Source organism: Variovorax sp. BGA-UO-ETr-C22, assembly GCF_059567965.1.
In genome coordinates this window covers 423,292-448,425 of sequence record NZ_JCAQPA010000010.1, presented here as the reverse complement: position 1 = coordinate 448,425, position 25,134 = coordinate 423,292, and the positions used below count along the sequence as shown (strand labels likewise).

The window sequence follows — 25,134 nt, the reverse complement described above, 5'->3', positions numbered from 1 at the left end:
CCCGCGACGTCATGACATCCCACGACAAGACCATGAATTCACGCCGCAAATTCCTCACGGGCACCGCCACCACCGGCGCCGCCGCCCTCGCCCTCTCGGCCTTCCCGCCGAGCATCCGCCGCGCGCTGGCCATTCCGGCCAACAACAAGACCGGCACCATCAAGGACGTCGAGCACATCGTCATCCTGATGCAGGAGAACCGTTCGTTCGACCACTACTTCGGCACGCTCATGGGCGTGCGTGGTTTCGGCGACCGCTTCACCATTCCGCTGCCGGGCGGTCGCAACGTGTGGCAGCAGGCCGACGAGACGGGCGCGCCCGTGCTGCCCTACCACCTGGACCAGACCAAGGGCAACGCACAGCGCGTCGCGGGCACGCCGCACGACTGGAACGACGGCCAGAACGCCTGGGACGGCGGCCGTGCGTACCAGTGGGTCAAGTACAAGAAGACCGGCACCGCGCCGTACACCCAGGCCATGGGCTACCTCGAGCAGGCCGAACTGCCGTACCAGTTCGCGTTGGCCAACGCCTTCACGCTGTGCGACGGCTACCACTGCAGCATGCACACCGGCACCAACTCGAACCGCATGTTCCACTGGACCGGCACCAACGGCCCCACGGGTGCGAACGTGGCCTCGGTCACCAACGAGTGGGACGACAGCTACACGCCGCCCTCGACCACCGGCTACGAGTGGAAGACCTTCCCCGAGCGCCTGCAGGCCGCCGGCGTCAGCTGGATCGTGTATGAAAACATGCGCGACAACTTCGGCGACAACCCGCTGGTCGGCTTCAAGCAGTACCGCCAGGCCAGCGAGGCCTCGGGCAAGCCGATCAAGAACACCGGCCCGGTGCCGGCCTACGACCCGGCCAGCGACGACGCCGGCAACCCGCTGTACAAGGGCATCGCCAACACGATGCCCGGCGCCAACGTGGACGAGTACCTGAACGCCTTCCGCAACGACGTGAAGAACGGCAAGCTGCCGCAGGTGTCGTGGATCATCGCGCCCGCCACCTACTCGGAGCACCCCGGACCGTCGAGCCCGGTGGAAGGCGGCTGGTACATCCAGGAAACGCTCGATGCCCTCACCGCTGTGCCCGAGGTGTGGAGCAAGACCGTGCTGCTCATCAACTTCGACGAGAACGACGGCTACTTCGACCACTACCCCTCGCCCGCCGCGCCCTCGCTCAACCCCGACGGCTCGCCCGCCGGCAAGACGACGCTGCCCGAGGCCGACATCGCCTTCGAACGCTTCACGCACCCCAAGCCGCCGGGCACCACCAGGCAGCCCGCGCCCGATGGCCGCGTCTACGGCCCCGGCGTGCGCGTGCCGATGTACGTGATCTCGCCCTGGAGCCGCGGCGGCTGGGTGAACTCGCAGGCCTTCGACCACACCTCGGTGATCCGCTTCATCGAGGCCCGCTTCGGCGTGAAGGAGCCGAACATCTCGCCGTTCCGTCGCGCGGTGTGCGGTGACCTGACGAGCGCCTTCAACTTCGCCACGCCCAACAACGAAGTGCTGCCGACGCTGGCCGGCCGCACGAGTCGCACGCAGGCGAACGACAAGCGCGCGGCGCAGGAAGCCCAGGCGCAGGTCCCGATGCCCGCCACGCCGCAGCTGCCGCGCCAGGCCGCCGGCACACGCCCCTCGCGCGCCCTGCCCTACGAGCTGCACGTGAGCGCGCGCAACGACGCCACCAGCGGCAAGGTGCGGCTGCTGTTCGCCAACACCGGCAAGGCCGCCGCCGTGTTCCACGTGTACGACAAGCTCAACCTGGAACGCCTGCCGCGCCGCTACATGGTCGAGGCCGGCAAGACGCTGGACGACACCTGGAACGCGATGCTCGACAACACGGGCTTCTACGATCTGTGGGTGCTCGGCCCCAACGGCTTCCACCGTCATTTCCGCGGCGACCTGAACAGCCTGCGCGCCGGCGATGCGCCCAACCCCGAAGTGCGCGTGTGCTACGACATCGCCAACGGCAATGTCTACCTGCAGATGCTCAACGGCGGTCGCAACGCCTGCAAGTTCACCGTGCGTCCCCGGGCCTACCGCACCGACGGCCCGTGGACCGCGACCGTGGCCGGCGGCACCTCGGCCGAGCAGCACTGGGACCTGGCCGCCAGCGGCGCCTGGTACGACTTCGAAGTGACCTGCGACGCCGACACCAGCTACTACCGGCGCTTCGCGGGCCGCGTGGAAACCGGCCGGCATTCGGTGAGCGACCCGGCCATGGGCACGGCCGCCGCCTGAGGCCGGGGTGACACCATGACCTCCCGCCGCACCTTCCTCACCGGCACCGCCACCACCGGTGCCGCCGCGCTCGCGCTCTCGGCCTTTCCGCCGAGCATCCGCCGCGCGCTGGCCATTCCGGCCAACAACAAGACCGGCACGATCAAGGACGTCGAGCACGTCGTGATCCTGATGCAGGAGAACCGTTCGTTCGACCACTACTTCGGCACGCTGGCCGGCGTGCGTGGCTTCGGCGACCGCTTCCCCATTCCGCTGCCCAAGGGCCTCAACGTCTGGCAGCAAAGCGATGCCAACGGCAACGTGGTGCTGCCATACCACTTCGACAGCCGCAAGGGCAACGCACAGCGCGACGGCGGCACGCCGCACGACTGGGACGACAGCCAGCAGGCCTGGGGCGGCGGCCGCATGAACGAATGGGCGCGCTACAAGACGCCCAAGGCCATGGGCTACCACAAGCAGGCCGAGATCCCGTTCCAGTTCGCGCTGGCCGACGCCTTCACGCTGTGCGACGCGTACCACTGCGCGATGCACACCGGCACCGACGCGAACCGCTCGTTCCACATCACCGGCACCAACGGCCCGACCGCACAGAACGTGGCCTTCGTCAGCAACGAGTGGGACTGGCTGGACGCCACCCCCAGCAAGGTCGACACCGGCTACACATGGAAGACCTACGCCGAGCGCCTCGAAGACGCCGGCGTGAGCTGGATCTGCTACCAGAACATGCCCGACGAATGGGGCGACAACATGCTGGGCGCGTTCCGCCAGTTCCGCCGCGCCAACCGCGCGTCGCCCTACCCGGTGACCAGCGGCTACTACAAGGCGCCGTTTTCCGACACGGGCCAGAAGCTTCCCTTCCACGCCTACGACGCGGCCAGCGACAACCCCGGCAACCCGCTGTACAAGGGCATCGCCAACACGCTGCCCGGCGACAAGCCCGAGGACTACCTGGACGCGTTCCGGCGCGACATCAAGGCCGGCCGCCTGCCACAGGTGAGCTGGATCAACGCGCCCTCGGCCTACTGCGAGCATCCGGGCCCGTCCAGCCCGGTGCAGGGCGCATGGTTCCTCCAGGAAATCCTCGATGCGCTCACCGCCGTGCCCGAGGTGTGGAGCAAGACCGTGCTGCTGGTCAACTTCGACGAGAACGACGGCTACTTCGACCACATGCCCTCGCCGTCGGCGCCTTCGCTCAACCCCGACAAGACACCGGCCGGCAAGACCACACTCGCCGCCGACGCCCTGAAGCACGAGTACTTCACGCAGCCGGCGCCCGACGGCAGCACCTCGCAGCCCAAGCCCGACAACCGCGTGTTCGGCCCCGGCCCGCGCGTGCCGCTGTACGTGATCTCGCCCTGGAGCCGCGGCGGCTGGGTCAGCTCGCAGGCCTTCGACCACACCTCGGTGCTGCGCTTCCTCGAAACGCGCTTCGGCGTGAAGGAGCCCAACATCTCGCCGTTCCGTCGCGCGGTGTGCGGCGACCTCACGAGCGCCTTCAACTTCGCCACGCCGAACACCGAGGCCCCGCCCCAACTCGCAGGCAAGTTGAGCCGAACCGATGCCGACAAGGTGCGCAACGACCAGCAGGCGCTGCCGCTGGTGCCGCTGCCGACCGACCCGCAACTGCCGCGCCAGGCCACCGGCACACGCCCGTCGCGTGCCCTGCCCTACGAGCTGCACACGAGCGCCAGGGCCGACACCCTCGCCGGCACCGTGAAGCTGGTCTTCTCGAACACCGGCAAGGCCGCCGCCGTGTTCCATGTGTACGACAAGCTCAACCTCGACCGCCTGCCGCGCCGCTACATGGTCGAGCCTGGCAAGACACTCGACGACAGCTGGACCGCTGCGATCGACAACAGCGGCTTCTACGACCTGTGGGTGCTCGGCCCCAACGGCTACCACCGCCACTTCAAGGGCGACCTCAACCGCCTGCGCGCCGGCGGCGTGGCCGCGCCCGAGGTGCGTGTCTGCTACGACATCGCCAACGGCAACGTGTACCTGCAGATGCGCAACGACGGCAAGGCCGCCTGCAAGTTCACGGTGCGCGCCAAGGCCTACCGCGACGACGGCCCGTGGAACGCGACGGTGAACGGCGGCGCCCAGGCCGAGCAGCACTGGGAACTCGCCGCCAGCGGCCAGTGGTACGACTTCGCCGTCACCTGCGACAGCGACCCGGCCTTCTACCGCCGCTTCGCCGGCCGCGTGGAAACCGGCAAGCACACGGTCAGCGATCCGGCGATGGGCTTGCCCGACCTCTGAAGACGTAGGCATGATCCCCCCGCGCCCGCCAGCGGCGCGGGGGAATTCATGCACGCCAAGGTCATCCGGTACTTCGTCGAAGTGGTTCGCGCGGGCTCGATCCGCAAGGCGGCCGAGCAGTTGCACGTGGTGCCCACGGCCGTCAACCGCCAGATCCTCAACCTCGAGGAAGAACTGGGCGCACCGCTGTTCGAGCGCATCCACAACACGCTCAAGCTCACGCCTGTGGGCGAGATCGTGCTGGCGCACGCGCGCGGCACGCTGCGCGAGTTCGACCTCGTGCGCCAGCGCATCGAGGACGTGCGCGGCCTGCGCCAGGGCGAGGTCACGCTGGCCACCACGGCCGGTCTGGCCGACGCCTTCCTGCCGGCCGTGGTGCAGCGCTTTCGCGCCGCGCACCCGGGCATCCAGCTGAAGCTGCTGGGCCTGCCCATCGCGGCCGTGCTGCGCAGCGTGGCCGAAGGCGATGCCGACCTGGCGCTGGCCTACGACGTGCCCGGCACGGCCGGCTTTCGCACGCTGTTCAGCAGCGAGTGGCCGATCGGCGCGGTGGTGCCGCCGGGCCATCCGCTCACGGCGCATGCGACCGCACTGCTGGCGGAGTGCGTGGGCTACCCGCTGATCCTGCCCGCGCCTTCGCTGTCGATCCGCCCAATCCTCGATGCCGCGTTCGAGCGCTCGGCCATCCGCGTGTCGCCGGTGGTCGAGACCACCTCCACCGCGCTGATGCGCCGGCTGGTGCGCGACGGCGGCGGCATCACGCTGCTCAATCGCCTGGACGTGGACGAGGAGCGCAACGACGGCAGCCTGGTCTTCGTGCCGCTGCGCGACACCACGCTGCGCGCGCAGACGCTCACGCTCGAGACCCGCGCCGCGCAGGCGCCGAGCGCGGCGGCCGAGCTGTTCGCGAACCATGTCGTGGCCTGCCTGGACGACCTGCTGGCGCCCTGACATGCACCCTGGATGACCGTCCACTTTTTGTGCACAGGGCGCGTCATTTATTGACTTTGCATGTGCAAAGACATCGCTCCTAGACTGCCGCGCCGGTTCATCGGCAGGAAAGGTTCCCATGTTCTCGAACGATAAAAAGACCCCCGCAGGAGACGGCGAAGGGGTCGACCAGAAGCTTCCGCTCGCACGTTGCGGCGCATTGAGCCTGCAGCACGTGCTCGTGATGTACGCGGGCACGGTGGCCGTGCCGCTCATCGTGGGCGGTGCGCTCGGCCTCTCGAAGGCCGACATCGCCTTCCTCATCAACGCCGACCTGTTCGCCGCCGGCATCGCCACGCTGGTGCAGGCCATCGGCTTCTGGCGCTTCGGCATCCGCATGCCGGTGATGATGGGCGTGACCTTCGCGGCGGTCGGGCCGATGATCGCCATCGGCATGGACCCCTCGCTCGGGCTGCCCGCGATCTACGGCGCGACCATCGTGGCGGGCGTGTTCGGCATGCTCGTCGCGCCGCTCATGGGGCGCGTGCTGGGCGTGTTTCCGCCGCTGGTCACGGGCACGGTCATCACGCTGATCGGCGTGTCGCTCATGGGCGTGGCCATCAACTGGGCCGCCGGCGGCCAGCCCACCGCGACCCGCATGGTCGACGGCGTGGCGCACGCGGTGGCCAACCCGGCCTACGGCGAGCCGGTGAACCTGGCGATTGCCGCGGCGGTGCTGGCGGTGATCATCGCGATCACGCGCTTCGGCAAGGGCCTCATCGCCAACATCGCGGTGCTGCTGGGCATCGTGTTCGGCGTGGGCGTGTCGCTGGCGCTCGGGCGCATGCACTTCGATGGACTCGAAGAAGCGAGCTGGGTCGCCGTGACAACGCCCTTCCACTTCGGCCTGCCGCGCTTCGAGCTCACGGCCATTGCCTCGATGTGCATCGTGATGCTCATCACGCTGGTCGAATCGACCGGCATGTTCCTCGCGCTGGGCGAGATCACCGGCCGCAAGGTGACGACCGATGCACTCACGCGCGGGCTGCGCGCCGACGGTCTGGGCACGGTCATCGGTGGCGTGTTCAACACCTTTCCGTACACCTCGTTCTCGCAGAACGTGGGGCTGGTCACGGTGACGGGCGTGCGCTCGCGCTACGTGGCGGCGGGCGGTGGCCTGATGCTGATCGCGCTGGCGCTCTTTCCGAAGATCGCGCACATCGTGGCCTCGGTGCCGCAGTTCGTGCTCGGCGGCGCGGGCATCGTGATGTTCGGCATGGTGGCGGCCACGGGCGTGCGCATCCTGGGCGCGATCGACTATGCGCACAACCGCCACGCGCTGTACGTGATCGCCATCTCCATCGGGCTCGGATTGATCCCCACGCTGTCGCCCAACTTCTTCCAGCACTTTCCCGCCTGGACCCATCCGCTGACGCACAGCGGCATCGTGCTGGGCACGCTGGCCGCGGTGCTGCTCAATCTTTTCTACAACGGCGTGCTGTCGAAGGAACGCTCCTTCGCGATGGCCGCGCGCACTTCGCACGGTACCGAATGACCTTCCAGAATCCTTCGTCCTCTTCACCGCAGCGCCCGCCGCTGCTGATCGTGCGCCACGCGGACGTGCTGGTCACCATGGACGCCGCGCGGCGCGAGATCGCCGACGGCGCCGTGGTGATGGACGGCCCCGCCGTCGCCTGGGTGGGCGCCACGGCCGAGCTGCCGGCACCGTACCTCGACGCGCTGCGCAGCGGCCAGGCCGAGGCCATCGACATGCACGGCCATGTCGTGATGCCCGGACTGGTCAACACGCACCACCACATGTACCAGAGCCTCACGCGTGCCGTGCCCGAGGCACAGGACGCCGAGCTTTTCGGCTGGCTCACCAACCTGTACCTGCTGTGGGCGCGGCTCACGCCCGAGATGATCCGCGTGTCGACGCAGACCGCCATGGCCGAGCTCATGCGCTCGGGCTGCACCACCACCAGCGACCACCTCTACCTGTTTCCGAACGGCTCGCGGCTCGACGACTCGATCGAGGCGGCCGACGCCATGGGCATGCGCTTCCACGCGGCGCGCGGCAGCATGAGCGTGGGCCGCAGCGCCGGCGGGCTGCCACCCGACGAGGTGGTGGAGACCGAGGCGGCGATCCTGCGCGACAGCGAGCGGCTCATCGACCGCTGGCACAACCCCGCGCGCCATTCGATGCGCCGCATCGTGCTGGCGCCCTGCTCGCCGTTCTCGGTGTCGCGCGACCTGATGCGGCTGTCGGCCGAGCTGGCGCGCGCACGCGGCGTGTCGCTGCACACGCACCTGGCCGAGAACGACAACGACGTGGCGTACTCGCGCGAGAAGTTCGGCATGACGCCAGCCGAGTACGCCGAAGACCTGGGCTGGGTCGGCCACGACGTGTGGCACGCGCACTGCGTGAAGCTGGACGACGCCGGCATCGCGCTCTTCGGGCGCACCGGCACCGGCGTGGCGCACTGCCCGTGCTCGAACATGCGGCTGGCTTCGGGCATCGCGCCCATCGGCGCGATGCGGCGCGCGGGCGTGCCCGTGGGCCTGGGCGTGGACGGCAGCGCGTCGAACGACGGCGCGCACATGCTGGGCGAGGCGCGCCAGGCCATGCTGCTGCAGCGCGTGGGCTACGGCCCGGCTGCGATGACCGCGCGCGAGGCGCTGGAGATCGCCACGCTCGGCGGCGCCCGCGTGCTCGGGCGCGACGACATCGGCGCGCTGGCGCCGGGCATGTCGGCCGACCTCGTGGCCTTCGACATGCGCGGCGTGGACCACGCGGGCGCCTGGCACGACCCGGTCGCGGCGCTGGTGTTCTGCACGCCGGTGGCGGCCGCGTTGAGCGTGATCGACGGCGTGGTCCGCATCCGCGACGGGCGCTTCACGGGCTTCGAGCTGGCGCCGCTGCTGGCCACGCACCGCGACCTGGCGCGCACGCTGTACGACAGCGTGCGGCATCCGCACACCGCCTGAAAAAGCGGTGCGCCGTGCGCGTCAGCGGCGCATGGTGTCCAGCTGCGTGACCGGCGCGGCGTTGTTGCCCCACGACCCGCGGATGTAGGTGAGCACCTCGGCCACCTCGGTGGCGTCGAGCGCGTGTCCGAACGGCGGCATGCCGTAGGGGCGCGGGTTGCCGGCCGTCGCGGGCAGGAAGCCGCCGTGCGCGACCACCTGGATCAGGTTGGTGGGCCGCGCCATCGTCACCGCGCGGTTGCCCGCGAGCGGCGGGTAGGCGCCGGCCGCGCCCTGGCCCTGGTCGCCGTGGCAGTAGGCGCAGCGCTGGTCGTAGATCTTCGCGCCGCGCACCATCGCGCCGGCATCGCGCCGCACCGGCGCGGCGGGGGCCTTGATTGCTTCGGGGGCGTCCTTCTTCACGGCCTCGGGCAGGTCCTTCAGGTAGATGGCCATCGCGCCCAGGTCGGCGTCGCTCAGGTACTGCGTGCTGCGGAACACGACGTCGGCCATCGGGCCCATCACCGAGCCCCGCGGGGCGGTGCCCGACTTGAGCAGCGCCACGACATCGGCCGCGGGCCAGTCGGCCACGCCCGCTTCGTGCGGGTCGGCCAGCGAGGGCGCGTACCAGTTCTCCACCGCGATCAGGCCGCCCGAGAGCCCGAGCTTGGTTTCGGTCGCGCCCAGCGAGTTGCGGCTGCCGTGGCAGGCGATGCAGTGGCCCAGCCCACCCACGAGGTAGGCACCGCGGTTCCATTCGGCCGGCTTGTTCGCGTTCGCCACGAAGGGCTGCGGCTTGAACGAGAGCGCGCGCCACACCGCGAGCGCGGCCTGCGTGTCGTACGGAAAGCGCAGGCGGTGCGCCTTGTTTTCGGTGTTGGCCGGCGCCACGCTGCGCAGGTAGGCGTACAGGGCGTCGGAGTCTTCGCGCGTGACCTGCGTGAAGTTCGGGTACGGGAAGGCCGGATACAGCAGGCGCCCGTCCTTGCTGCGGCCGTTGTGCATGGCGCGCCAGAAATGCGCGCTGCTCCAGCCGCCGATGCCGTGCGTCGCATCGGGCGTGAGGTTGGTCGCGTAGATGGTGCCGAACGGCGTTTCGAGCGGCACGCCGCCCGCATAGGGCTGGCCGCCGCGCGTGGTGTGGCAGCCGGCGCAGTTGCCCGCCAGCGCGAGGTAGCGCCCGCGCTCGACGAGCTGAGGCGTGGCCTCGAAGGCTTCGGCGTGTTCGGGCAGCGGGTCTTCGCCGCGCAGGTTCAGCGCCAGCACGACGCCGGCCAGCACGGCCGCCAGGGTGACCAGGCCCAGCAGGGCCCAGCCGAAATGTCTCAGTCGCGCGGTCATCGGGTTCTCAGGGTTTCGCCGCGGTGGGCATGCCGCCGCAGGTGACGGGCAGCGGCGCGGGCAGCGAGGCCGCCGGGCGGGTGTCGGCCGGCATCGGCTGCACGGCCAGCCAGCTGGCCACGGCGTTGATGTCGGCGGTGGTCATGCGCTGGCCGATCTGCGCCATGCAGTCGGGCGCGGGCGCGTGGCGCTCCTTGGTGAGCCAGGCGCCGAGCTGCGACGACACATACAGCCGCGGCAGGCCCAGCAGGCCCGGAATGGCCGGCTGCACGCCCGTGAGGGCGGCGCCGTGGCACTGCACGCAGGCCGGGATCTGGCGCGCGGCATCGCCTTCGAGCGCGAGCTGGCGGCCGCGGCGCAGCTGCTCGGGCGAGGCGTCGCTCTGCGGCGAAACCGCCGCGTACGGCAGCGACAGGTTCGCAAAGTACTCGGCCATCTCGCGCAGGTAGTCGTCCGACAGGTGCTGGACCATGTAGGTCATGTCGCTGTTGAAGCGGCGCCCGTCGCGAAAACTCACGAGCTGGTTGAACAGGTAGCCCGCCGGCTTGCCCGCCAGGCGCGGAAAGAAACCGGCATTGGTGGTGGCGCCCTCGCGCCCGTGGCAGGCGATGCAGGCGGCCACGCGCTGCTCGATGGTGTCGGGCACGGTGGTGGTCGCGGCCTGCGCCGCAACCGGCGCGAGCGGCAACAGCAGCGCCAGGGCCAGCGCTGCCCGGTGGAGCACGGCCTTCATCACGTGCCTGCCGCGAAATGCGCCAGGGCCAGCAGGCCCGCGATCAGCAGCAGGGCCATGCACAGCCCCACGCCGATCAGCGGCAGGATGCCCAGCTGGGCGGTCCGCTTGTCGGCGTCGGCCCGGCGGCCGCCCAGCCCGATGAAGCTCCAGAGTACGGCGCGCACCGCGCGCATCAGATTGAACATGGGTCCACTGTCGCGCAAACGGGCCAAAAAAAACAGATGCAGATCCAGCTCGATTCACCATATCAGATTAGAGTCCCCGCGAATGACAACGGCCCACCGATGAAGCCCCGATGAAACGCTACGAAGCCCTGGCCTCGGACATCGAGGCCTCGATCCGCAACGGCACCCTCAAGACCGGCGACCGCCTGCCCTCCGTGCGCCACACGGGCAGCAGCCGCGGCGTGAGCGCCTCCACCGTGTTCCAAGCCTACTACCTGCTGGAGGCGCGCGGGCTGGTGCGCGCGCGCGACCGCTCGGGCTACTACGTGGCCGGCGGCGGCCTGCGCGACGCGCCACCCGAGACCACCCTCACCTCACGCCCCGCCGAAGGCCCGCGCGCGCTCGAGGTGAGCGACCAGGTCTTCGACATCCTCGAAGCCAGCATGTCGCGCCTGGTCGTACCCTTCGGCTCGGCCTTTCCGAGCCCGCTGCTGTTTCCGCTGGCGCGGCTGGGCCAGTTCATGGCGGCCAGCGCCAAGTCGCTCGACCCGTGGCGCACCGTGGACGACCTCACGCCCGGCAGCGCGGCCCTGCGCCGCCAGATCGCGCTGCGCTACCTGGCCGACGGCCTGCCGGTGCCGGCCGAGGAGATCGTGGTCACCAATGGCGCACTCGAGGCGCTCAACCTGTGCCTCTCGGCCGTGACGCGGCCGGGCGACGCGGTGATCGTCGAGTCGCCCACCTTCTATGCCGCGCTGCAGGCGCTCGAACGCATGGGCCTGCGCGCCATCGAGGTGCCCACGCACCCGGGCGAAGGCATCGACCTCGACGCGCTCGCGCAGGCCATCGCCGCCCACAAGCCGACCGCCTGCTGGCTCATGACCACCTTCCAGAACCCGCTGGGCAGCCTCATGCCCGACGCGAAGAAGAAGGCGCTGGTCGAACTGCTCGCGCGGCACGAGCTGCCGCTCATCGAAGACGACGTGTACGCCGAGCTCTACTTCGGCGAGCGCCGCCCGCCGCCGGCCAAGGCCTTCGACACGCAGGGGCTGGTGCTGCACTGCTCGTCGTTCTCGAAAAGCCTCGCGCCCGGCTACCGCATCGGCTGGGCCTCGGCCGGGCGCTTCGCGCGCAAGGTGGCGCGCCAGAAGCTCACGACCACGCTCAGCACCTCGGTGCCCGCGCAGCTGGCGCTGGCCGACTACCTCGAGAAGGGCGGCTTCGACAAGCACCTGCGCAAGCTGCGCCAGACGCTGGCGATGCAGCAGGCCAGCTTCGCGCAGGCCGTGGGCCATTACTTTCCGGCCGGCACGCGCGCCACGCGGCCGCTGGGCGGGTACTTCCTGTGGGTGGAATTGCCGGCGCAGGTGGATGCGCTGGAGATCCATCGCCTGGCGCTGGAGCGCGGCATCAGCGTCGCGCCCGGGCCGATCTTCTCGGCCACGCGTGCGTTCTCGAACTGCCTGCGCCTGAACTACGGCCACGCGTGGGACGCGCACAGCGAGCAGGCCCTGCAGACGCTCGGGCGGTTGGTGGCAGAAGAAGCGAGCTGAAACGACAACGCCCGCCGAAGGGGCGGGCGTTGTGCGGGCCTGTCGACCTACTCTTGCGGTTCCAGCGCGACCGGCGCCCGCGCCCCGTTCTTCCTGCGCGCCTGCAGCACGAACGCCACCAGCTGCCACACCACGAAGATCGCGATCAGCCCCAGCAGCGTGCCGCTGATGGGCCGCGAGACGAAGGTGCCGAAGCCGCCGCGGCTGAGCAGCATCGCGCGGCGGAAGTTCTCCTCGAGCATCGGCCCGAGGATGAAGCCCAGCATGAGCGGCGCGGCGTCGAGCTCCAGCCGCATGAACATGTAGCCCATGAAGCCGAACGCGGCGGTGATGAACACGTCCTGCAGGTTGTTGTTCACGCTGTAGGTGCCGATGCAGCAGAAGAACAGGATCGACGGGAACAGCACGCTGTACGGGATCTTGAACACCGACAGCCAGTAGCGCACCAGCGGCACGTTCAGCACCAGCAGGAACACGTTGCCGATCCACATGCTGGCCACCAGGCCCCAGAACAGCTCGGGGTGGCTGGCGATCATGTTCGGGCCCGGCTGGATGCCCTTGATGATGAAGGCCGCCAGCATCAGCGCCATGACCGCGTTCTCGGGAATGCCGATGCTCATGAGCGGAATGAAGCTCGTGCGCGCCGCCGCCTCGTCGGCCGCCGCCTGGCCGGCCACGCCCTCGATGCAGCCGGTGCCGATCTCGTGCTTGTACTTGCTGACCTTCTTGTCGAGCGCGTACGCCGCGAACTGCGCAATGGTCGGGCCGCCGCCGGGCAGGATGCCCAGGATGGAGCCGACCACGCTGCCGCGCAGCGCGCTGGGAATGATCCGCTTGAACTCCGCCCAGGTCGGAATGAGGTTGATCTTGCCATTGAAGGGCGAGCGCTCCTCGCGCGAGTCGAGGTTCTTGGTGATCTCGGCGATGCCGAAGCAGCCCAGCGCAATGCTCACGATGCCCACGCCGTCGGTCAGGAACGGCATGTCCATCGTGAAGCGCGCCATGCCGCTGTTCACGTCGGTGCCGATGGTGCCCAGCAGCACGCCGATCATGCACATCGCCAGCCCGTTCAGCAGGCTGCCCGTGGTCACGAAGCTCACGCACACGAAGCCCACCAGCATCATCGCGACGTAGTCCGCCGGGCCGAACAGGAAGGCCACCTCGCCCAGCGTCGGCGCCAGGAACGACAGCACCAAAATCGCGACCGTGCCGCCGATGAAGCTGGAGAAGCCCGCCGTGAACAGCGCCAGGCCCGTCTGGCCCTTGAGCGTCATCGCGTAGCCGTCGATGCAGGCCACGATGCTGCTGGCGTGCGGAATCTTCATCGTGATCGCGCTCACGCTGTCGCCGTACTGCGCACCGTAGTAGATGCCGGCCAGCATGATCAGCGCGCCGGTGGTGGGAATCGAATACGTCAGCGGCAGCAGCAGGCTGATGGTGGCCAGCGGCCCCAGGCCCGGCAGCAGGCCGACCAGCGTGCCCACCGTGCAGCCGATGGCGCAGTACATCAGGTTGTGCAGTGTCAGGGCGTGCGAGAAACCGAACGCCAGGTTGTTCAGGACTTCCGTCATGGTCGTGGCCTCAGAAAAGCGGCAGGTTCAGGCCGAGCAGCTTCTGCAGCGCCAGCGCCATGGCGATCAGGCCCGCCGAGATCTTCACGTTGCGCACCCACGAATTGGAGCTGCCCGCGAAGGCCGAACAGAACACCATGAAGACGATGCCCGCGATCATGTTCACGTACATCGAGATCAGCGCGAACCCGCACAGGCTCGACAGGATGAGTCCGATGTTCTTGAAGTTCAGGTCCAGCACCACCGGCGCCACCACGAACGACCGGGCCACGGTGGCCACGCCGATCAGCAGCAGCAGGCTGCTCACCATCACGGGGAACAGGCCCGGCCCCGCCCGGCTGAAATCGCCGATGGGATAGCGCAGCGCGGTCAGGCCGAAGGCCAGCGCGATCGCCATGAGGAACAGACCTCTGACAAGGTTTCTATTTTTCATTCATACGCTCACGGAGTGTTGTGATTCGAATGCGCCCGCGACCGGCAAAACCGGCGCGGGCGTGTCTCCGTCCGGAGGGAAATTCCGGACGGATCGATGCTCTTTTTGCAAGCTGATCGGAATCTGACGCAGGCGCGAGGGGAACTACGTACCGGGCGCGAAGGCGGTGAACGCGCCCGGGTCACAATGCGCGGGGCCTCCTTTCGAAGGATTGCGGAACACCGATGAAGACACCACGCCACGCTCCCCGACACGCGCTCCTGGCGGTCGCTGCCACCGCCGCGCTGCTCGCCGCCTGCGCGGCACCGCCGCCGCCGGCGCCCGGCGAATGGTCGCCGCAGCCCCCCAACCCGAACGCGCCCTACCCGGCCGAATCGCGGATGAACGGGGAGCAAGGCATGGTGCTGCTGCGCGTGCGCACCACGCCGGCCGGCCTTCCGGCGAGCGTCGAGGTGAAGGAATCGAGCGGCCATGCACTGCTGGACCGCTCGGCCGTCGAGACCGTCCGCACATGGCGCTTCAAGCCGACGCCGGACGATGGCACGGTGGTGTGGCGGGAAGTGCCGATCCGGTTCTTCATCACGTCGCCGCCGCAGCAGCCGACGATGAATTAGGTTGGCTGGGTCATGTCAGGGCAAATTTCGCTTGTAATCTGCTCCAAACCATTCGCTAGCTGTGAGTAATCTTCAAAACTAGGCGTTCAAGAAAATGTCCAACGACCGTCGATATCAAGTCTTCGTTAGTTCAACCTACGAAGACCTCCGAGAAGAACGTCAAGAAGTCATGCAAGCACTTCTGGAACTAGATTGCATACCCGCCGGGATGGAACTCTTCCCCGCGACGGACGATGACCAATGGACCCTCATCAAGCGAGTAATCGATGAGTGTGATTACTACATCGTCGTGATCGGAGGAAGGTATGGCTCAATTGGACCGAAAGGCATCAGCTACACGGAGCAGGAGTATCGATACTCGATCGAAACAGGGAAACCTGTCATCGCCTTCTTGCACAAAAATCCGTCGCTGATCGCAGTAGGAAAATCGGAATCTGTGCCCGAGTCGGTTGAGAAATTGAAGGCGTTTCGGTCTCTTGCACAAAACAAAGTTTGCAAGTTCTGGGAGAACCCGACCGATCTCGGGTCCGCAGTCAGCCGCAGCATCGTGCGTCTCATCAATACCCACCCAATGCCCGGCTGGATCAGAGCCGACAAGGCAGCTGCGGCCATAGCGGCAACCGAGGTCCTGCGTCTTCGCAAGACAATCGAGGAACTGCAAGCCAAACTTGAAGAAAGCCAACTGTCGGCTCCGAAGGGAAGTGAAGAGCTAGCTCAAGGTGATGAGGCATTTCCAATCGATTTCACGTTCGATGCGTCTGATGCCAAACGTGAAATGTGGACCTTCAGTCGCCAGATGGAATGGAGTTGGAACGAGATTTTTGAAGAGCTTGGTCCACTCATGCTTGATGAGGCCGCAGACGAACGCCTCCGATCGGGACTTAATCAGCTAGTCAGGTCTCCGATCATCGAGGGATGGAAATCCGATACTCAGCTCAAGAGCTACAACAGTCCTCGAAACTTTTCTGTCGCAGCTCGCGATGAGCAGACGATAAAAATACAGCTTCGCGCACTTGGACTGATCGAGCAAAGCAAGAAAGCCCGTAGTGTTAAAGACACACGTACGTTTTGGAGTCTCACCACATACGGCGATGCGGTCCTCGTTCAACTCCGAGCAATTCGAAAAGGGGATTTCAAGCCGTCATCTGATGAGGAGGACAGCGACGCCTCTGTGACTGAAGCGTAGTCCGCCCGTCAATTCGATACCTCCGGCCTCAAGCAGCCACCGCCACCCCACCCCGCCGCATCCGGCGCACCCTGAACAGCAGGAACGCCGCGATGCTCACGTTCAGCAGGTTCCATCCGATGCCGTTCAAAAAGGCTGCGTGGTAGCTGCCCGTCAGGTCGAACACCTTGCCTGACATCCAGCCGCCCAGCGCCATGCCGAACAGCGTGAACATCAGCACCGTGCCCACGCGCGCGCCGGCCTCCTTGGGCGGGAAATGCTCGCGCACGATGATCGCGTACGAGGGCACGATGCCGCCCTGGAACAGGCCGAACAGCGCCGAGATCACGTACAGCGGCACCAGCCCGTCGAAGGGCAAAAACAACAGCAGCGCCACGCACTGCAGCACGCCGCCCAGCATCAGCGTGCGCAGCCCGCCGATGCGGTCGCAGATGGCGCCCGACACCAGCCGGCTCACGATGCCGAAGCCCAGCATCAACGACAGCATCATCGCGCCCTGCGCCGGGCCGTAGCCCAGGTCGCCGCAGTAGGCGACGATGTGCACCTGCGGCATCGCCATCGCCACGCAGCAGGCCACGCCCGCCACGCACAGCAGGCCCTGCGCCGTGCCCATGCTCAGGCCGAAGGGGCGCGTCATGTCGCGCACCAGGGTGCTGCCCGCCACCTGCGACACCGGCGCCACCTCGGCCAGTGCTGGCGGCCGTGCGCGGAAGAACAGCGCCAGCAGCGCCATCGTCACGCCGCAGAAGATGCCCATGCCGATGTAGGTCTGGCGCCAGCCCACCTGCTCGACGAAGTGCTGCGCGATGGGCGGCCACACCGCGCCCGCGAGGTAGTTGCCGCTGGCGCACACGGCCACCGCGATGCCGCGCCGCTTGACGAACCACAGCGAGGTGTCGGCCACCAGCGGCGCAAAGGCCACCGAGCTGCCGAGCAGGCCGACCAGCAGCGCCTGCGCGATGGTGAAGGACACGATGCCTTGCGACAGGCCCGTGGCGATGTAGCCGGCGGCCAGGAAGACCGAGCCCATCAGCAGCGGCTTCATCACGCCGATGCGGTCGGCCAGCTTGCCCATGAGCACGCCGCCGAAACCGAAGCCCAGCATCAGCAGCGTGTAGGGCATGGAGGCATCGGCGCGCGCCACGCCGAACTCGGCCTGCACGGCGGGCAGCATGACCGACACCACGTACATGCCGCTGCTGCCGACCGTCATGACCAGCAGCGTGAGCGCCAGGCGCACCATGGCGTAGCGCGAGTCGGGCTGGTGGACGATGGTTGTCTCTGGGGTCGTCTTCATTCTTCTTGTCTCCACGCGTGCATCGGGTGGCGCACGTCGTGTGGCATTCTCGCGGAAGGCCGCGCCGCCTGCTGCGTGCGCCCTCGAGCACCCGACGCATGCCCATCACCTACAGACAAGCCATTCCCGAAGGCACGTCCGCGTGCCTCGACCTGCGCGGCCGCACGCGAGAGAACGCCTTCTCGGTCGACGAGCTCGAGGCGCTCGGCATCACCCTGGAGAGCTGGCAGGCCGGCATCGCCGACGGCTCCCTGCCCGGCTACGTTGCGCTCGTCGACGGCGAGCTGGCGGGCTATTGCTTCGGCGAGCGCGACACCGGCGAGATCGCGGTGCTGGCCCTGCTGCCTGCGTACGAAGGCTTGGGCATCGGCAAGGCGCTGCTCGCGCTGATGGTCGAAGAGTTCAAGGGGCTGGGCTTCCAGCGGCTCTTCCTGGGCTGTTCGCCCGATCCGCGGGTGCGCTCGCACGGCTTCTACCGGCACCTGGGCTGGAAGCCCACGGGCGAATTCGATGCAGCGGGCGATGAAGTGCTGGCGTACGTCCCGTCCTGAGACGTTCGCCGCGGCCGGTGCGCTGGACGCGCCGGCAGCCTCAGCCCACGAACGGCGCAGGTGCCATCACCACCACGACGCTCGACGACAAGAAGGCCTTCGGCATCGGAATGCCGGGCTTGCGCTTGCCGTCGCAGGCCGCGGTCAGCAGGCCGAGACAGAGCAGAAGAACAAAGGCTGTGCTTCGCATGCGGCGCATGCTAAGCCCGCGAAGTGACGCGTCAAGTCGGACGGCAGCGCCAGCCACCGTCGGTAAAGCGAGCTTTCTGCTTCAGCGCAAAAGGACTTCCGGCCGCTCGCCGGCCTGCAGGCGGCGCTCGATGTCTTCGAGCACGTTCGGCAGGTCGGCCACGCTGTCGATCACGTAGTGCGCGCCGGCGGCCTGCAGCTCGGCGGTGGCACGGGCGCGGCGGGCCTGCTGGCTGTCGGCATCGAGCGCCTGCCACTCGGCCAGCGTCAGGCCGTTGACGTTGCCGCTGACCGACACGCCGACGGCCCAGGTGCCGGCGTTGAGGCCTTCCTGCAGGCCCACGCCGGTGTCGTCGACCTTGACGACGGTGTGCGGCGGCCACACGCCGAGGTCGGCGAAGCAGCGGTACATCATGAGCGGCGACGGGCGGCCCGCCGCGAGGTCGCCCGCGCACACGAGGTTGTCGGGCTCGTAGCCGCCGGCTGCGGCGAGCGGCGTGACGACGTCCATGATCGGGCGGTTGTAGCCGGTGGTCGAACCGATCTTCAGGCCGCGCTCACGCGCCGCGTTGACGGCCTCGATCGCGCCCGGAATGAAGTCGGTGTGGTCGCGCACGCTGGCTGCGTTCATCGGCGTGAACACCTCGTACAGGCGGTCGACGTCGGTGTCGCTGAAGGCATGGCCATGCTTGGCTTCCCACTGCGCGGCGATGCGCGGCTGCGTGCCCAGGGCCTTGATGTGGTCCCACTTGGCCATGCCCATCGGGGCGCGGGCCTCGTCGATGGTGATGTCGATGCCGGACTGTGCGAACAGCTTCACGAAGGCGCCCATGGGCGCGCAGGAACCGAAGTCGAGGATGGTGCCGGCCCAGTCGAAGACGACGGCCTGCAGCCTGGCATGGTGATGGGCGTTCATGGCGACGAAAGAAGAAAAGGGATGAAGAAGGCGGTGATGCTCACCACGCGTCGAACACGTCGGCGGCAATGCCGAAGCCCGTGCTCGCGCCGCTGCCGCTGGTGACCAGCACCACGCGCGTGGCGTCGTCGGGCGCGTCGATCACGCAGGGCGTGGTCTTGGACGACGGGTAGACGCCGGTCCAGCGCTCGGTGACCTGCGCGGTCTCGAGGTCGAGCGTGCTGCGCAGGTGGCGCAGGATGAGCTGGTCGACCGCCTCGATGGCGAAGGGTTCGGGTGCGTCGCCGTAGTGGTGCGAGTCGCCGACCACCAGCGAGCCGTCGGCGCTCTGCACGACGATGAGGTGGATGCCGTGGTCGAGCGAAGCGCGCTCTTCCTGCATCAGCCGCGCGCGCAGCGCCGCCGCTTCGGGCAAGCTGCTGTAGCCCTCGTAGCGGACCAGGCTCAGGTCGGTCATGACCGCGCCCGGCAGGCGAAAGCCGGCCTCGGGCTGCACGCGCAGCATCTGCAGGCGGCACAGCGTGAGGTCGTGCGCGGCGATGCGGCCGGCGAACAGGCCGTGCAATTCGGTGTTGGTGCAGACCACCACGCGCTCGCCGCGCAGGGTGCCGCGCGAGGTGCGCACGCGCGGGGTTTCGACCTCGTGCACGGTCTCGCCGAAGCGGAACACCACGCCGTGCACTTCGGCCAGCCAGCGCGCGAGCAGGCCGACGGCGGTGCGCGATTCGACGCGCAGCTCGTGCGGGCTGAACAGCACCGAGCGCGCCTGCGCGAGGTTGAGGCCGGACGCCCTCGCCTGCGCATCGGTGGCGTCGATGAGCGCGCAGGCCTCGGCCATCGGCGTGCGCAGGAAGGCTTCGAGCACGGCATGCGCCTCGGGACGGTAGGCCGCGAGCCAGAGGTGGCGGTGCACAATGTCGATGCCGGCCTGCGGCGCAACGGCCTGCCACACGTCGCGCGAATGCATGGCGCGGCGCCACATGTCGCCCGGCGCCTGGCCGGTGACGGTGATGAAGCCGAAGTTGCGGATCGATGCGCCCAGGCACGCGGCATCGCGCTCGACCACGCACACGCGCAGGCCGCGCTGTGCGGCGGTGTAGGCATGGGCCAGGCCGACGATGCCGGCGCCGACCACGATCACGTCGAAGCTGTCGACGGACATGCTGGGGTTCATCAACGTCGTCTCCAGGCTTGCGTGCGCTTCAGCGCCCAGTGCCCGGCCAGCGCGAACAGGCCGCGGCCGACGGCGGCCGTGAGCATGATGAGCGAGGCCATGGCGGCGGCGGGTGCCACGTCGCCGGCATCGTCCATGTTGAGCACGGCGATGGCGGCCAGCGTGGTCTGCGGCGAATAGAGGAACACGACGGCCGACACGGTGGTCATCGCGTTGACGAAGAAGTAGCCGGCCACGTTGAGCACCGTGGGCAGCGCCACCGGCAGGTGCACGCGCCACAGCGTGCGCCAGAACGGCACGCCCATCGATTCGGACACCAGTTCGTACTCGCGGTCGAGCTGGCGCAGCGCGGTGAGCGAGGTGAGGTGCGCCACCGAGAAGAAGTGCGCCACGGTGCAGATCACCAGAATCGCCATGCCACCGTACAGCCCGTGCAGCGGGTTCGCGGCCGAGTTGAAGAAGAAGATGTAGCCCACGCCGAGCACGAGCCCCGGCACCGCGAGCGGCAGGTTGGCCAGCAGGTTCAGCAGCTCGCGCAGCAGGCCGAAGTGGCGCGGCTTCTCCACGAAGTAGGCCGACACGAAGGTGGCGAGCGCGCCCGCCACGGCCGCGCACAGCGCCAGGCGCAGCGAGTTGCCGTAGCTGCCCCAGCCGCCGCCGTCCATGTTGCTGAAGTCGTAGTTCTTCAGCGAGGGCGTGAGCTTGTAGGGCCAGTAGCTGGCGAGCGAGGCGAACACGGCCATGCCGATCATCACGACGATGGCGATGGCGGTGAGCGTGCAGAACACGAGCAGCGCGCGGTCGCGCGATTTCACGGGCTCGGGCTGGTAGGGCGTGGCGCGTGCCGACAGCGCGGCGGCCTGCTTGCGGCGCACGCGCCGCTCGACGAGGAACGACAGCACGGCCGGAATCAGCAGCACGAGGCCGACCACCGCGCCCATCTGGAAGTTCTGCTGGCCGACCACCTGCTTGTAGATGTCGGTCGCGAGCACGCCGGTCTGGCCACCCACGACCTTGGGCACGCCGAAGTCGGTGATGACGAGCACGAACACGACCATCGCGGCCACGATGAGGCCGTAGCGCGACGAGGGCAGCGTGACGGTGCGGAAGATGCGCCAGCGCGAGGCGCCCAGCGTCTGCGCGGCTTCGTACAAACGCCCGTCGGACGTGGCCATGGCGGTGGTGAGGATCAGCAGCGCATGCGGCAGCGTCCAGAACACCGAGCCGAGCACGATGCCCAGCGGGCCGTAGATCGACAGGTCGCCCAGCAGGCCCTTGAACAGGCCCTGGTTGCCGAACAGGTAGATCAGGCTGATGGCCGGCAGCAGCGAGGGCGCGAGCAGCGGCATGAGCGCCACGGCGCGCAGCAGGCCCTTGGCGGGCATGCACGAGAGCGTGAGGCCGTAGGCGTACACGTAGGCGATGGCGGTGCACAGCACGGCGCTGATCACCGCGAGCAGCACGCTGTTGAAAGCCGACTGCACGAGCGCGGGGCTCTCGAGGTAGCGCGCGAAGTTGGTCAGGCCGACGAAGCTGCCTGCGCGGTCGTAGAAGCTCTGGCCGACGAGCGCGCCGACGGGGAGCGCGACGATCACGACGAGCAGCAGCACGACGAGCAGCACGGCGGCGCCGGTGAGCCAGCGTTCGCGGTCGAAGTGATTCGAACGCGGGATGGCGATCGGGGCGAGGGCTTCGGAAGGGGTGCTCATGTTGTTGTTCTTCTGGTGTCGTTGTTCAGGGCGTGTGCACAGGCCACCGGGCACTTCCCTCCGCGAATGTCCCCCGGGCTTCGCCCTCCTCCTTGATTTCGCTGCGGGAAGCACCCGGTGTCCTGCGCACGATGGGCGCGGTCGTGGTGCTGTTCGATCAACCACCGCACTGCGTCACGCTCACGCCGATGGGGTGCCTTGCGCAGCGAAATCAAGGAGGAGGCCGCAGGCCGGGGGACATTCGCGGAGCAAGGTACCCCGTCGGCGGGAGCGCGCCCCGAAGGACTGCGCACCTCGCGACGAGAACCCCGCACACGCGATGTCATGTCATTGCGCCAGGACCGACAGCGCGTTCAAAGGCAGTTGGATGTGCACCATGCTGCTGGGCACCAGCGGCTCTTCGCCGCCGCTGCGCGCATCGGCGGGCAGCTCGGCCTCGATCTCGATGCCCAGCGGCTCGCAGGCCAGGCGGGCCGAGGTGCGGTTGCCGAAGAACTCGGTGTCGAGCAGGCGCGCGGCGAAGCTGTTGGTGCCGAGTTCGGAGCCGAAGCGCTTCACCACCACATGCTCGGGCCGGATGCCCACGGTGGCCTGCGAACCCACGCTGAGGCTGCCGGGCGCGCAGAACAGTTCGCTGTCGCGCACGCGCACCTTGCCGTCGGCCAGCACGGTGGCGGGCAGCATGTTCATGCGGCCCACGAAACCCGCCACGAAGCGGGTGCGCGGCCTGCGGTACAGCTCGTCGGGCGTGCCGGCCTGCTCGATGCGGCCGTTGTGCATCAGCACCACGCGGTCGGCCATCGAGAGGGCTTCTTCCTGGTCGTGCGTGACCATGATGGTGACGATGCCCAGGCGCTTTTGCAGCGCGCGGATTTCGCTGCGCAGCGTGGCGCGCACCTGCGCGTCGAGCGCGGAGAGCGGCTCGTCGAGCAGCAGCAGGCGCGGGTTGGGCGCCAGGGCGCGCGCCAGCGCGATGCGCTGCTGCTGGCCGCCCGAGAGTTGCACGGGGTACTTGTCGGCATGCGCGGTGAGCCCGACGAGGTCGAGCATTTCGCGCGAGCGCTTGGCCATCTCGCGTGCCAGGGCGCCCGTGGGGTGCAGGCCGTAGGCGATGTTCTGCGCCGCCGTGAGGTTGGGGAACAGCGCGTACGACTGGAACACCACGCCGAAGCCGCGCGCCGCGGGCGGCAGGCCCGCGATGTCCTGGCCACCGAGCAGGATCTGCCCACTGTCGGCGCGCTCGATGCCGCACACGATGCGCAGCAGCGTGGTCTTGCCGCAGCCCGAAGGACCGAGCAGGCAGACGAACTCGCCGGGCTCGATGTCCAGGTCGATGCCGTCGAGCACGCGCGTGGCGCCAAAGGACTTGCCGATGCCGCGAAGGGAGAGAAAGCTGGTCATGTGCGGCTACCCGGAACCCCGATCACATTGGCTTTTTTTCAGCCTTGGCGTCGTAACGCTTCGACCATTCGGTCAAGATGCGGTCGCGGTTGGCGGCAGCCCAGTTGAAGTCGTTCTTGGCCAGCAGCTTCTCGACGTCGCCCGGCACGAACTCGAGCTTTTCCTGGATGCCCGGCAGTGCGAGCACGGCGAAGTTCTTCGCGTACAGCTCGTTGGCCTGCTTCGTCACGGCCCAGTCGGCCAGGGCCTTGGCGGCGTCCTGCTTCTTGCTGGTCTTCATGATGCCGGTGGCTTCCATGTCCCAGCCCAGGCCTTCCTTGGGCAGCACGATGTCGATGGGCGCGCCGTCGCGCTTGGTCTTGTTGGCGCGGTATTCGAAGGACATGCCGAGCGCGAACTCGCCGGCGCCGGCCTGGCGGCAGGGCTTGCTGCCCGAGAGGCTGTACACGCCGATGTTCTGGTGCAACGCGTCCATGTACTTCCAGGCCTTGTCCTCGCCCATCATCTGGATCCAGCCCGACACCATGAGGTAGCCGGTGCCCGATGCCGCGGGGTTGGGCATGGTGATCTGGCCCTTGTAGACCGGGTTGGTCAGGTCGGCCCAGCTGGTGGGCTTGGGCAGGTTCTTCTTCGTGGCTTCGGCGGTGTTGAAGCAGATGGCCGACGACCACACGTCCATGCCGACCCACTTGGGCGGGTTGGCCGTGTCGCGCATGGTGGGCTTGATGGCATCCAGGCCCTTGGGCGCGTAGGGCTGGAGCATGCCTTCCTTGTCCAGCAGCATCAGCGAGGTGGCGGCCAGGCCCCACACCACGTCGGCCTGCGGGTTGGCCTTTTCGGCCAGCAGCTTGGCGGTGACGATGCCGGTGGAGTCGCGCACGAACTTCAGCTCGATGTTGGGGTTCTCCTTTTCGAAGGCGGCCTTGTAGGCCTGCACCTGGTCGGCTTCGAGCGCGGTGTAGACCAGCAGCTCGGTGCGGCCCTGGGCCGAGGCGGCGAAGGCCAGCGAGAACAAGGCGGCGGGCACGGCGGCCCACATCAGACGACGATGCAGCATGGGAGATTCCCTCGAGGTAAGAACAGGCGGTGTACGCAAAAAGAAAACACGGCCGGGGCCGTGAACGCAGCGATGCTCGCAGCGCTATGTGACAAAGGTTTGTCACACGGCCGTACCCGCGCTGCGGCGTTTGCACTTTCGTCACACGGCTGTCATCGAGCGACGCGAGCCTGTACAGGCTGTCGCACACCGTTCTTTTGCAATCCCATGACACTCGACCTCGCCGAGATCGCTCGCCTGTTCGCCGAACGCGGCGGCCTGGCGTACGCGGGCGAGCCGGTGTCGCAGCTCGAACACGCGTTGCAATGCGCCTGGCTGGCCGAACAGGCGGGCGCCGGCGACACGCTCGTGACGGCCGCATTGCTGCACGACCTGGGGCACCTGCTGATCGCCGAGCACCAGACGCTGTCGCTCTCGCCCACCGAACTGGGCATTGACGACCGCCACCAGTACATCGCGCTGCCGCTGCTGCGCGGCGCCTTCGACGTGGCGGTGCGCGAACCGATCCGCCTGCACGTGGACGCCAAGCGCTACCTGTGCGCGACGCGGCCGGGCTACGTGTCGATGCTCTCGCCCGATTCGGTGCGCAGCCTGGCGCTGCAGGGCGGCGTGATGGACGACGACGCGGCGCAGCGCTTTGCCGGCCTGCCGTGGTCGGGCGACGCGGTGCGGCTGCGGCTGTGGGACGAAGCGGCCAAGGCCGAGGGGCTGCGAACGCCGCCGCTCGCGCATTTCCTGGCGACGGCGGCGCGCGTGATGCTGCGCTGAGGGCCGGCGGGGCGGCGGGAGCCGCCTTCAGCCCCGCTTAAGACGCACTTGTCTACGATGGGCGCC

22 protein-coding genes are annotated in these 25,134 nt (G+C 68.4%); 10 read left to right on the top strand and 12 right to left on the bottom strand.

Annotated elements, in window-relative coordinates; translation table 11 throughout:
* Positions 1–32: 32 nt before the first annotated feature.
* From AC57B8_RS15510 to AC57B8_RS15490, 5 genes are all read left to right on the top strand, one after another.
* Complete coding sequence (locus AC57B8_RS15510; protein ID WP_496480528.1) at positions 33–2,252, top strand: phosphocholine-specific phospholipase C; 2,220 nt, start codon at positions 33–35, stop codon at positions 2,250–2,252.
* A gap of 15 nt (positions 2,253–2,267) precedes the next feature.
* A complete protein-coding gene (locus AC57B8_RS15505) occupies positions 2,268–4,511 on the top strand; it encodes a phosphocholine-specific phospholipase C (RefSeq protein WP_496480070.1) in 2,244 nt (747 codons plus the stop codon).
* 48 nt (positions 4,512–4,559) lie between these two features.
* On the top strand, positions 4,560–5,462 hold the full coding sequence (locus AC57B8_RS15500; RefSeq protein WP_095948271.1) for a LysR substrate-binding domain-containing protein: 903 nt from the start codon (positions 4,560–4,562) through the stop codon (positions 5,460–5,462).
* A gap of 118 nt (positions 5,463–5,580) precedes the next feature.
* Positions 5,581–6,996 (top strand): nucleobase:cation symporter-2 family protein, encoded by a 1,416-nt coding sequence (locus AC57B8_RS15495; RefSeq protein WP_496480069.1) that lies wholly within the window; start codon positions 5,581–5,583, stop codon positions 6,994–6,996.
* Positions 6,993–8,429, top strand: a complete 1,437-nt coding sequence (locus AC57B8_RS15490; protein WP_496480068.1) for an 8-oxoguanine deaminase — start codon at positions 6,993–6,995, stop codon at positions 8,427–8,429. The genes AC57B8_RS15495 and AC57B8_RS15490 overlap by 4 nt, the downstream gene beginning before the upstream one ends.
* A gap of 21 nt (positions 8,430–8,450) precedes the next feature.
* Here the strand turns inward: AC57B8_RS15490 and AC57B8_RS15485 are convergent, their stop codons facing one another.
* Genes AC57B8_RS15485 through AC57B8_RS15475 form a run of 3 tightly spaced genes read right to left on the bottom strand, consistent with a single transcriptional unit; the run spans position 8,451 to position 10,670 of the window.
* A complete protein-coding gene (locus AC57B8_RS15485) occupies positions 8,451–9,749 on the bottom strand; it encodes a c-type cytochrome (protein WP_496480067.1) in 1,299 nt (432 codons plus the stop codon).
* 7 nt (positions 9,750–9,756) lie between these two features.
* Positions 9,757–10,482: a c-type cytochrome gene (locus AC57B8_RS15480; protein ID WP_070060023.1), complete on the bottom strand. Its 726-nt coding sequence runs from the start codon at positions 10,480–10,482 to the stop codon at positions 9,757–9,759.
* The gene (locus AC57B8_RS15475; protein ID WP_056573062.1) at positions 10,482–10,670 is read right to left on the bottom strand and encodes a DUF2970 domain-containing protein; all 189 of its coding nucleotides are present in this window, start codon (positions 10,668–10,670) and stop codon (positions 10,482–10,484) included. The genes AC57B8_RS15480 and AC57B8_RS15475 overlap by 1 nt, the downstream gene beginning before the upstream one ends.
* A 110-nt stretch (positions 10,671–10,780) precedes the next feature.
* Between AC57B8_RS15475 and AC57B8_RS15470 the strand changes: the two genes are divergently transcribed.
* Positions 10,781–12,202: an aminotransferase-like domain-containing protein gene (locus AC57B8_RS15470; RefSeq protein ID WP_496480066.1), complete on the top strand. Its 1,422-nt coding sequence runs from the start codon at positions 10,781–10,783 to the stop codon at positions 12,200–12,202.
* 47 nt (positions 12,203–12,249) lie between these two features.
* Here the strand turns inward: AC57B8_RS15470 and AC57B8_RS15465 are convergent, their stop codons facing one another.
* Both AC57B8_RS15465 and AC57B8_RS15460 read right to left on the bottom strand, forming a co-directional pair.
* Positions 12,250–13,773, bottom strand: a complete 1,524-nt coding sequence (locus AC57B8_RS15465; protein WP_496480065.1) for a tripartite tricarboxylate transporter permease — start codon at positions 13,771–13,773, stop codon at positions 12,250–12,252.
* 10 nt (positions 13,774–13,783) lie between these two features.
* Positions 13,784–14,206 (bottom strand): tripartite tricarboxylate transporter TctB family protein, encoded by a 423-nt coding sequence (locus AC57B8_RS15460; RefSeq protein ID WP_496480064.1) that lies wholly within the window; start codon positions 14,204–14,206, stop codon positions 13,784–13,786.
* A 224-nt stretch (positions 14,207–14,430) separates the two neighbouring features.
* Between AC57B8_RS15460 and AC57B8_RS15455 the strand changes: the two genes are divergently transcribed.
* On the top strand, positions 14,431–14,820 hold the full coding sequence (locus AC57B8_RS15455; protein WP_496480063.1) for an energy transducer TonB: 390 nt from the start codon (positions 14,431–14,433) through the stop codon (positions 14,818–14,820).
* A gap of 94 nt (positions 14,821–14,914) precedes the next feature.
* Entirely contained in the window at positions 14,915–16,006 is a 1,092-nt protein-coding gene (locus AC57B8_RS15450) for a DUF4062 domain-containing protein (protein WP_496480062.1), read from the top strand.
* Between the two features lie 28 nt (positions 16,007–16,034).
* Here AC57B8_RS15450 and AC57B8_RS15445 read toward each other — a convergent pair whose 3' ends face one another.
* Positions 16,035–17,303 carry an MFS transporter gene (locus AC57B8_RS15445; RefSeq protein WP_496480061.1) on the bottom strand — a complete coding sequence of 423 codons (1,269 nt, stop codon included), beginning with the start codon at positions 17,301–17,303 and terminating at the stop codon, positions 16,035–16,037.
* Positions 17,304–17,401: 98 nt separating this feature from the next.
* On the opposite strand from AC57B8_RS15445, the gene AC57B8_RS15440 reads away from it, so the two are divergent.
* Positions 17,402–17,854, top strand: coding sequence for a GNAT family N-acetyltransferase (locus AC57B8_RS15440; RefSeq protein ID WP_496480060.1), 453 nt, complete (start codon positions 17,402–17,404; stop codon positions 17,852–17,854).
* Positions 17,855–17,894: 40 nt separating this feature from the next.
* On the opposite strand, the gene AC57B8_RS15435 is transcribed toward AC57B8_RS15440, so the two are convergent.
* The 6 genes from AC57B8_RS15435 to AC57B8_RS15410 all read right to left on the bottom strand — a co-directional run bounded on the left by AC57B8_RS15435 (position 17,895) and on the right by AC57B8_RS15410 (position 24,300).
* Positions 17,895–18,044 carry a hypothetical protein gene (locus AC57B8_RS15435; RefSeq protein WP_167394971.1) on the bottom strand — a complete coding sequence of 50 codons (150 nt, stop codon included), beginning with the start codon at positions 18,042–18,044 and terminating at the stop codon, positions 17,895–17,897.
* Positions 18,045–18,125: 81 nt separating this feature from the next.
* Positions 18,126–18,959 (bottom strand): phosphonoacetaldehyde hydrolase, encoded by an 834-nt coding sequence (gene phnX, locus AC57B8_RS15430; protein WP_496480059.1) that lies wholly within the window; start codon positions 18,957–18,959, stop codon positions 18,126–18,128.
* Positions 18,960–18,999: 40 nt separating this feature from the next.
* Complete coding sequence (locus AC57B8_RS15425; RefSeq protein ID WP_496480058.1) at positions 19,000–20,133, bottom strand: TIGR03364 family FAD-dependent oxidoreductase; 1,134 nt, start codon at positions 20,131–20,133, stop codon at positions 19,000–19,002.
* Entirely contained in the window at positions 20,133–21,842 is a 1,710-nt protein-coding gene (locus tag AC57B8_RS15420; protein ID WP_496480057.1) for a putative 2-aminoethylphosphonate ABC transporter permease subunit, read from the bottom strand. Before AC57B8_RS15420 ends, AC57B8_RS15425 begins: the two co-directional genes overlap by 1 nt.
* Positions 21,843–22,169: 327 nt before the next feature.
* On the bottom strand, positions 22,170–23,243 hold the full coding sequence (locus AC57B8_RS15415; protein WP_496480056.1) for an ABC transporter ATP-binding protein: 1,074 nt from the start codon (positions 23,241–23,243) through the stop codon (positions 22,170–22,172).
* A gap of 22 nt (positions 23,244–23,265) precedes the next feature.
* Positions 23,266–24,300 (bottom strand): putative 2-aminoethylphosphonate ABC transporter substrate-binding protein, encoded by a 1,035-nt coding sequence (locus tag AC57B8_RS15410; protein WP_492679433.1) that lies wholly within the window; start codon positions 24,298–24,300, stop codon positions 23,266–23,268.
* A 207-nt stretch (positions 24,301–24,507) separates the two neighbouring features.
* On the opposite strand from AC57B8_RS15410, the gene AC57B8_RS15405 reads away from it, so the two are divergent.
* Positions 24,508–25,068, top strand: coding sequence for a phosphonate degradation HD-domain oxygenase (locus tag AC57B8_RS15405; RefSeq protein ID WP_062481317.1), 561 nt, complete (start codon positions 24,508–24,510; stop codon positions 25,066–25,068).
* Positions 25,069–25,134: the final 66 nt, after the last annotated feature.

Bases quoted from the DNA above. Each gene is read 5' to 3' on its own strand.
- AC57B8_RS15405 (WP_062481317.1), top strand. From the start codon at position 24,508: ATGACACTCGACCTCGCCGAGATCGCTCGCCTGTTCGCCGAACGCGGC.
- AC57B8_RS15425 (WP_496480058.1), bottom strand. From the start codon at position 20,133: ATGAACCCCAGCATGTCCGTCGACAGCTTCGACGTGATCGTGGTCGGC.
- AC57B8_RS15435 (WP_167394971.1), bottom strand. From the start codon at position 18,044: ATGCGAAGCACAGCCTTTGTTCTTCTGCTCTGTCTCGGCCTGCTGACC.
- AC57B8_RS15510 (WP_496480528.1), top strand. From the start codon at position 33: ATGAATTCACGCCGCAAATTCCTCACGGGCACCGCCACCACCGGCGCC.
- AC57B8_RS15445 (WP_496480061.1), bottom strand. From the start codon at position 17,303: ATGAAGACGACCCCAGAGACAACCATCGTCCACCAGCCCGACTCGCGC.
- AC57B8_RS15415 (WP_496480056.1), bottom strand. From the start codon at position 23,243: ATGACCAGCTTTCTCTCCCTTCGCGGCATCGGCAAGTCCTTTGGCGCC.
- AC57B8_RS15495 (WP_496480069.1), top strand. From the start codon at position 5,581: ATGTTCTCGAACGATAAAAAGACCCCCGCAGGAGACGGCGAAGGGGTC.
- phnX (WP_496480059.1), bottom strand. From the start codon at position 18,959: ATGAACGCCCATCACCATGCCAGGCTGCAGGCCGTCGTCTTCGACTGG.
- AC57B8_RS15480 (WP_070060023.1), bottom strand. From the start codon at position 10,482: ATGAAGGCCGTGCTCCACCGGGCAGCGCTGGCCCTGGCGCTGCTGTTG.
- AC57B8_RS15470 (WP_496480066.1), top strand. From the start codon at position 10,781: ATGAAACGCTACGAAGCCCTGGCCTCGGACATCGAGGCCTCGATCCGC.
- AC57B8_RS15490 (WP_496480068.1), top strand. From the start codon at position 6,993: ATGACCTTCCAGAATCCTTCGTCCTCTTCACCGCAGCGCCCGCCGCTG.
- AC57B8_RS15450 (WP_496480062.1), top strand. From the start codon at position 14,915: ATGTCCAACGACCGTCGATATCAAGTCTTCGTTAGTTCAACCTACGAA.
- AC57B8_RS15465 (WP_496480065.1), bottom strand. From the start codon at position 13,773: ATGACGGAAGTCCTGAACAACCTGGCGTTCGGTTTCTCGCACGCCCTG.
- AC57B8_RS15475 (WP_056573062.1), bottom strand. From the start codon at position 10,670: ATGTTCAATCTGATGCGCGCGGTGCGCGCCGTACTCTGGAGCTTCATC.
- AC57B8_RS15505 (WP_496480070.1), top strand. From the start codon at position 2,268: ATGACCTCCCGCCGCACCTTCCTCACCGGCACCGCCACCACCGGTGCC.
- AC57B8_RS15410 (WP_492679433.1), bottom strand. From the start codon at position 24,300: ATGCTGCATCGTCGTCTGATGTGGGCCGCCGTGCCCGCCGCCTTGTTC.
- AC57B8_RS15455 (WP_496480063.1), top strand. From the start codon at position 14,431: ATGAAGACACCACGCCACGCTCCCCGACACGCGCTCCTGGCGGTCGCT.
- AC57B8_RS15485 (WP_496480067.1), bottom strand. From the start codon at position 9,749: ATGACCGCGCGACTGAGACATTTCGGCTGGGCCCTGCTGGGCCTGGTC.
- AC57B8_RS15420 (WP_496480057.1), bottom strand. From the start codon at position 21,842: ATGAGCACCCCTTCCGAAGCCCTCGCCCCGATCGCCATCCCGCGTTCG.
- AC57B8_RS15500 (WP_095948271.1), top strand. From the start codon at position 4,560: ATGCACGCCAAGGTCATCCGGTACTTCGTCGAAGTGGTTCGCGCGGGC.
- AC57B8_RS15440 (WP_496480060.1), top strand. From the start codon at position 17,402: ATGCCCATCACCTACAGACAAGCCATTCCCGAAGGCACGTCCGCGTGC.
- AC57B8_RS15460 (WP_496480064.1), bottom strand. From the start codon at position 14,206: ATGAAAAATAGAAACCTTGTCAGAGGTCTGTTCCTCATGGCGATCGCG.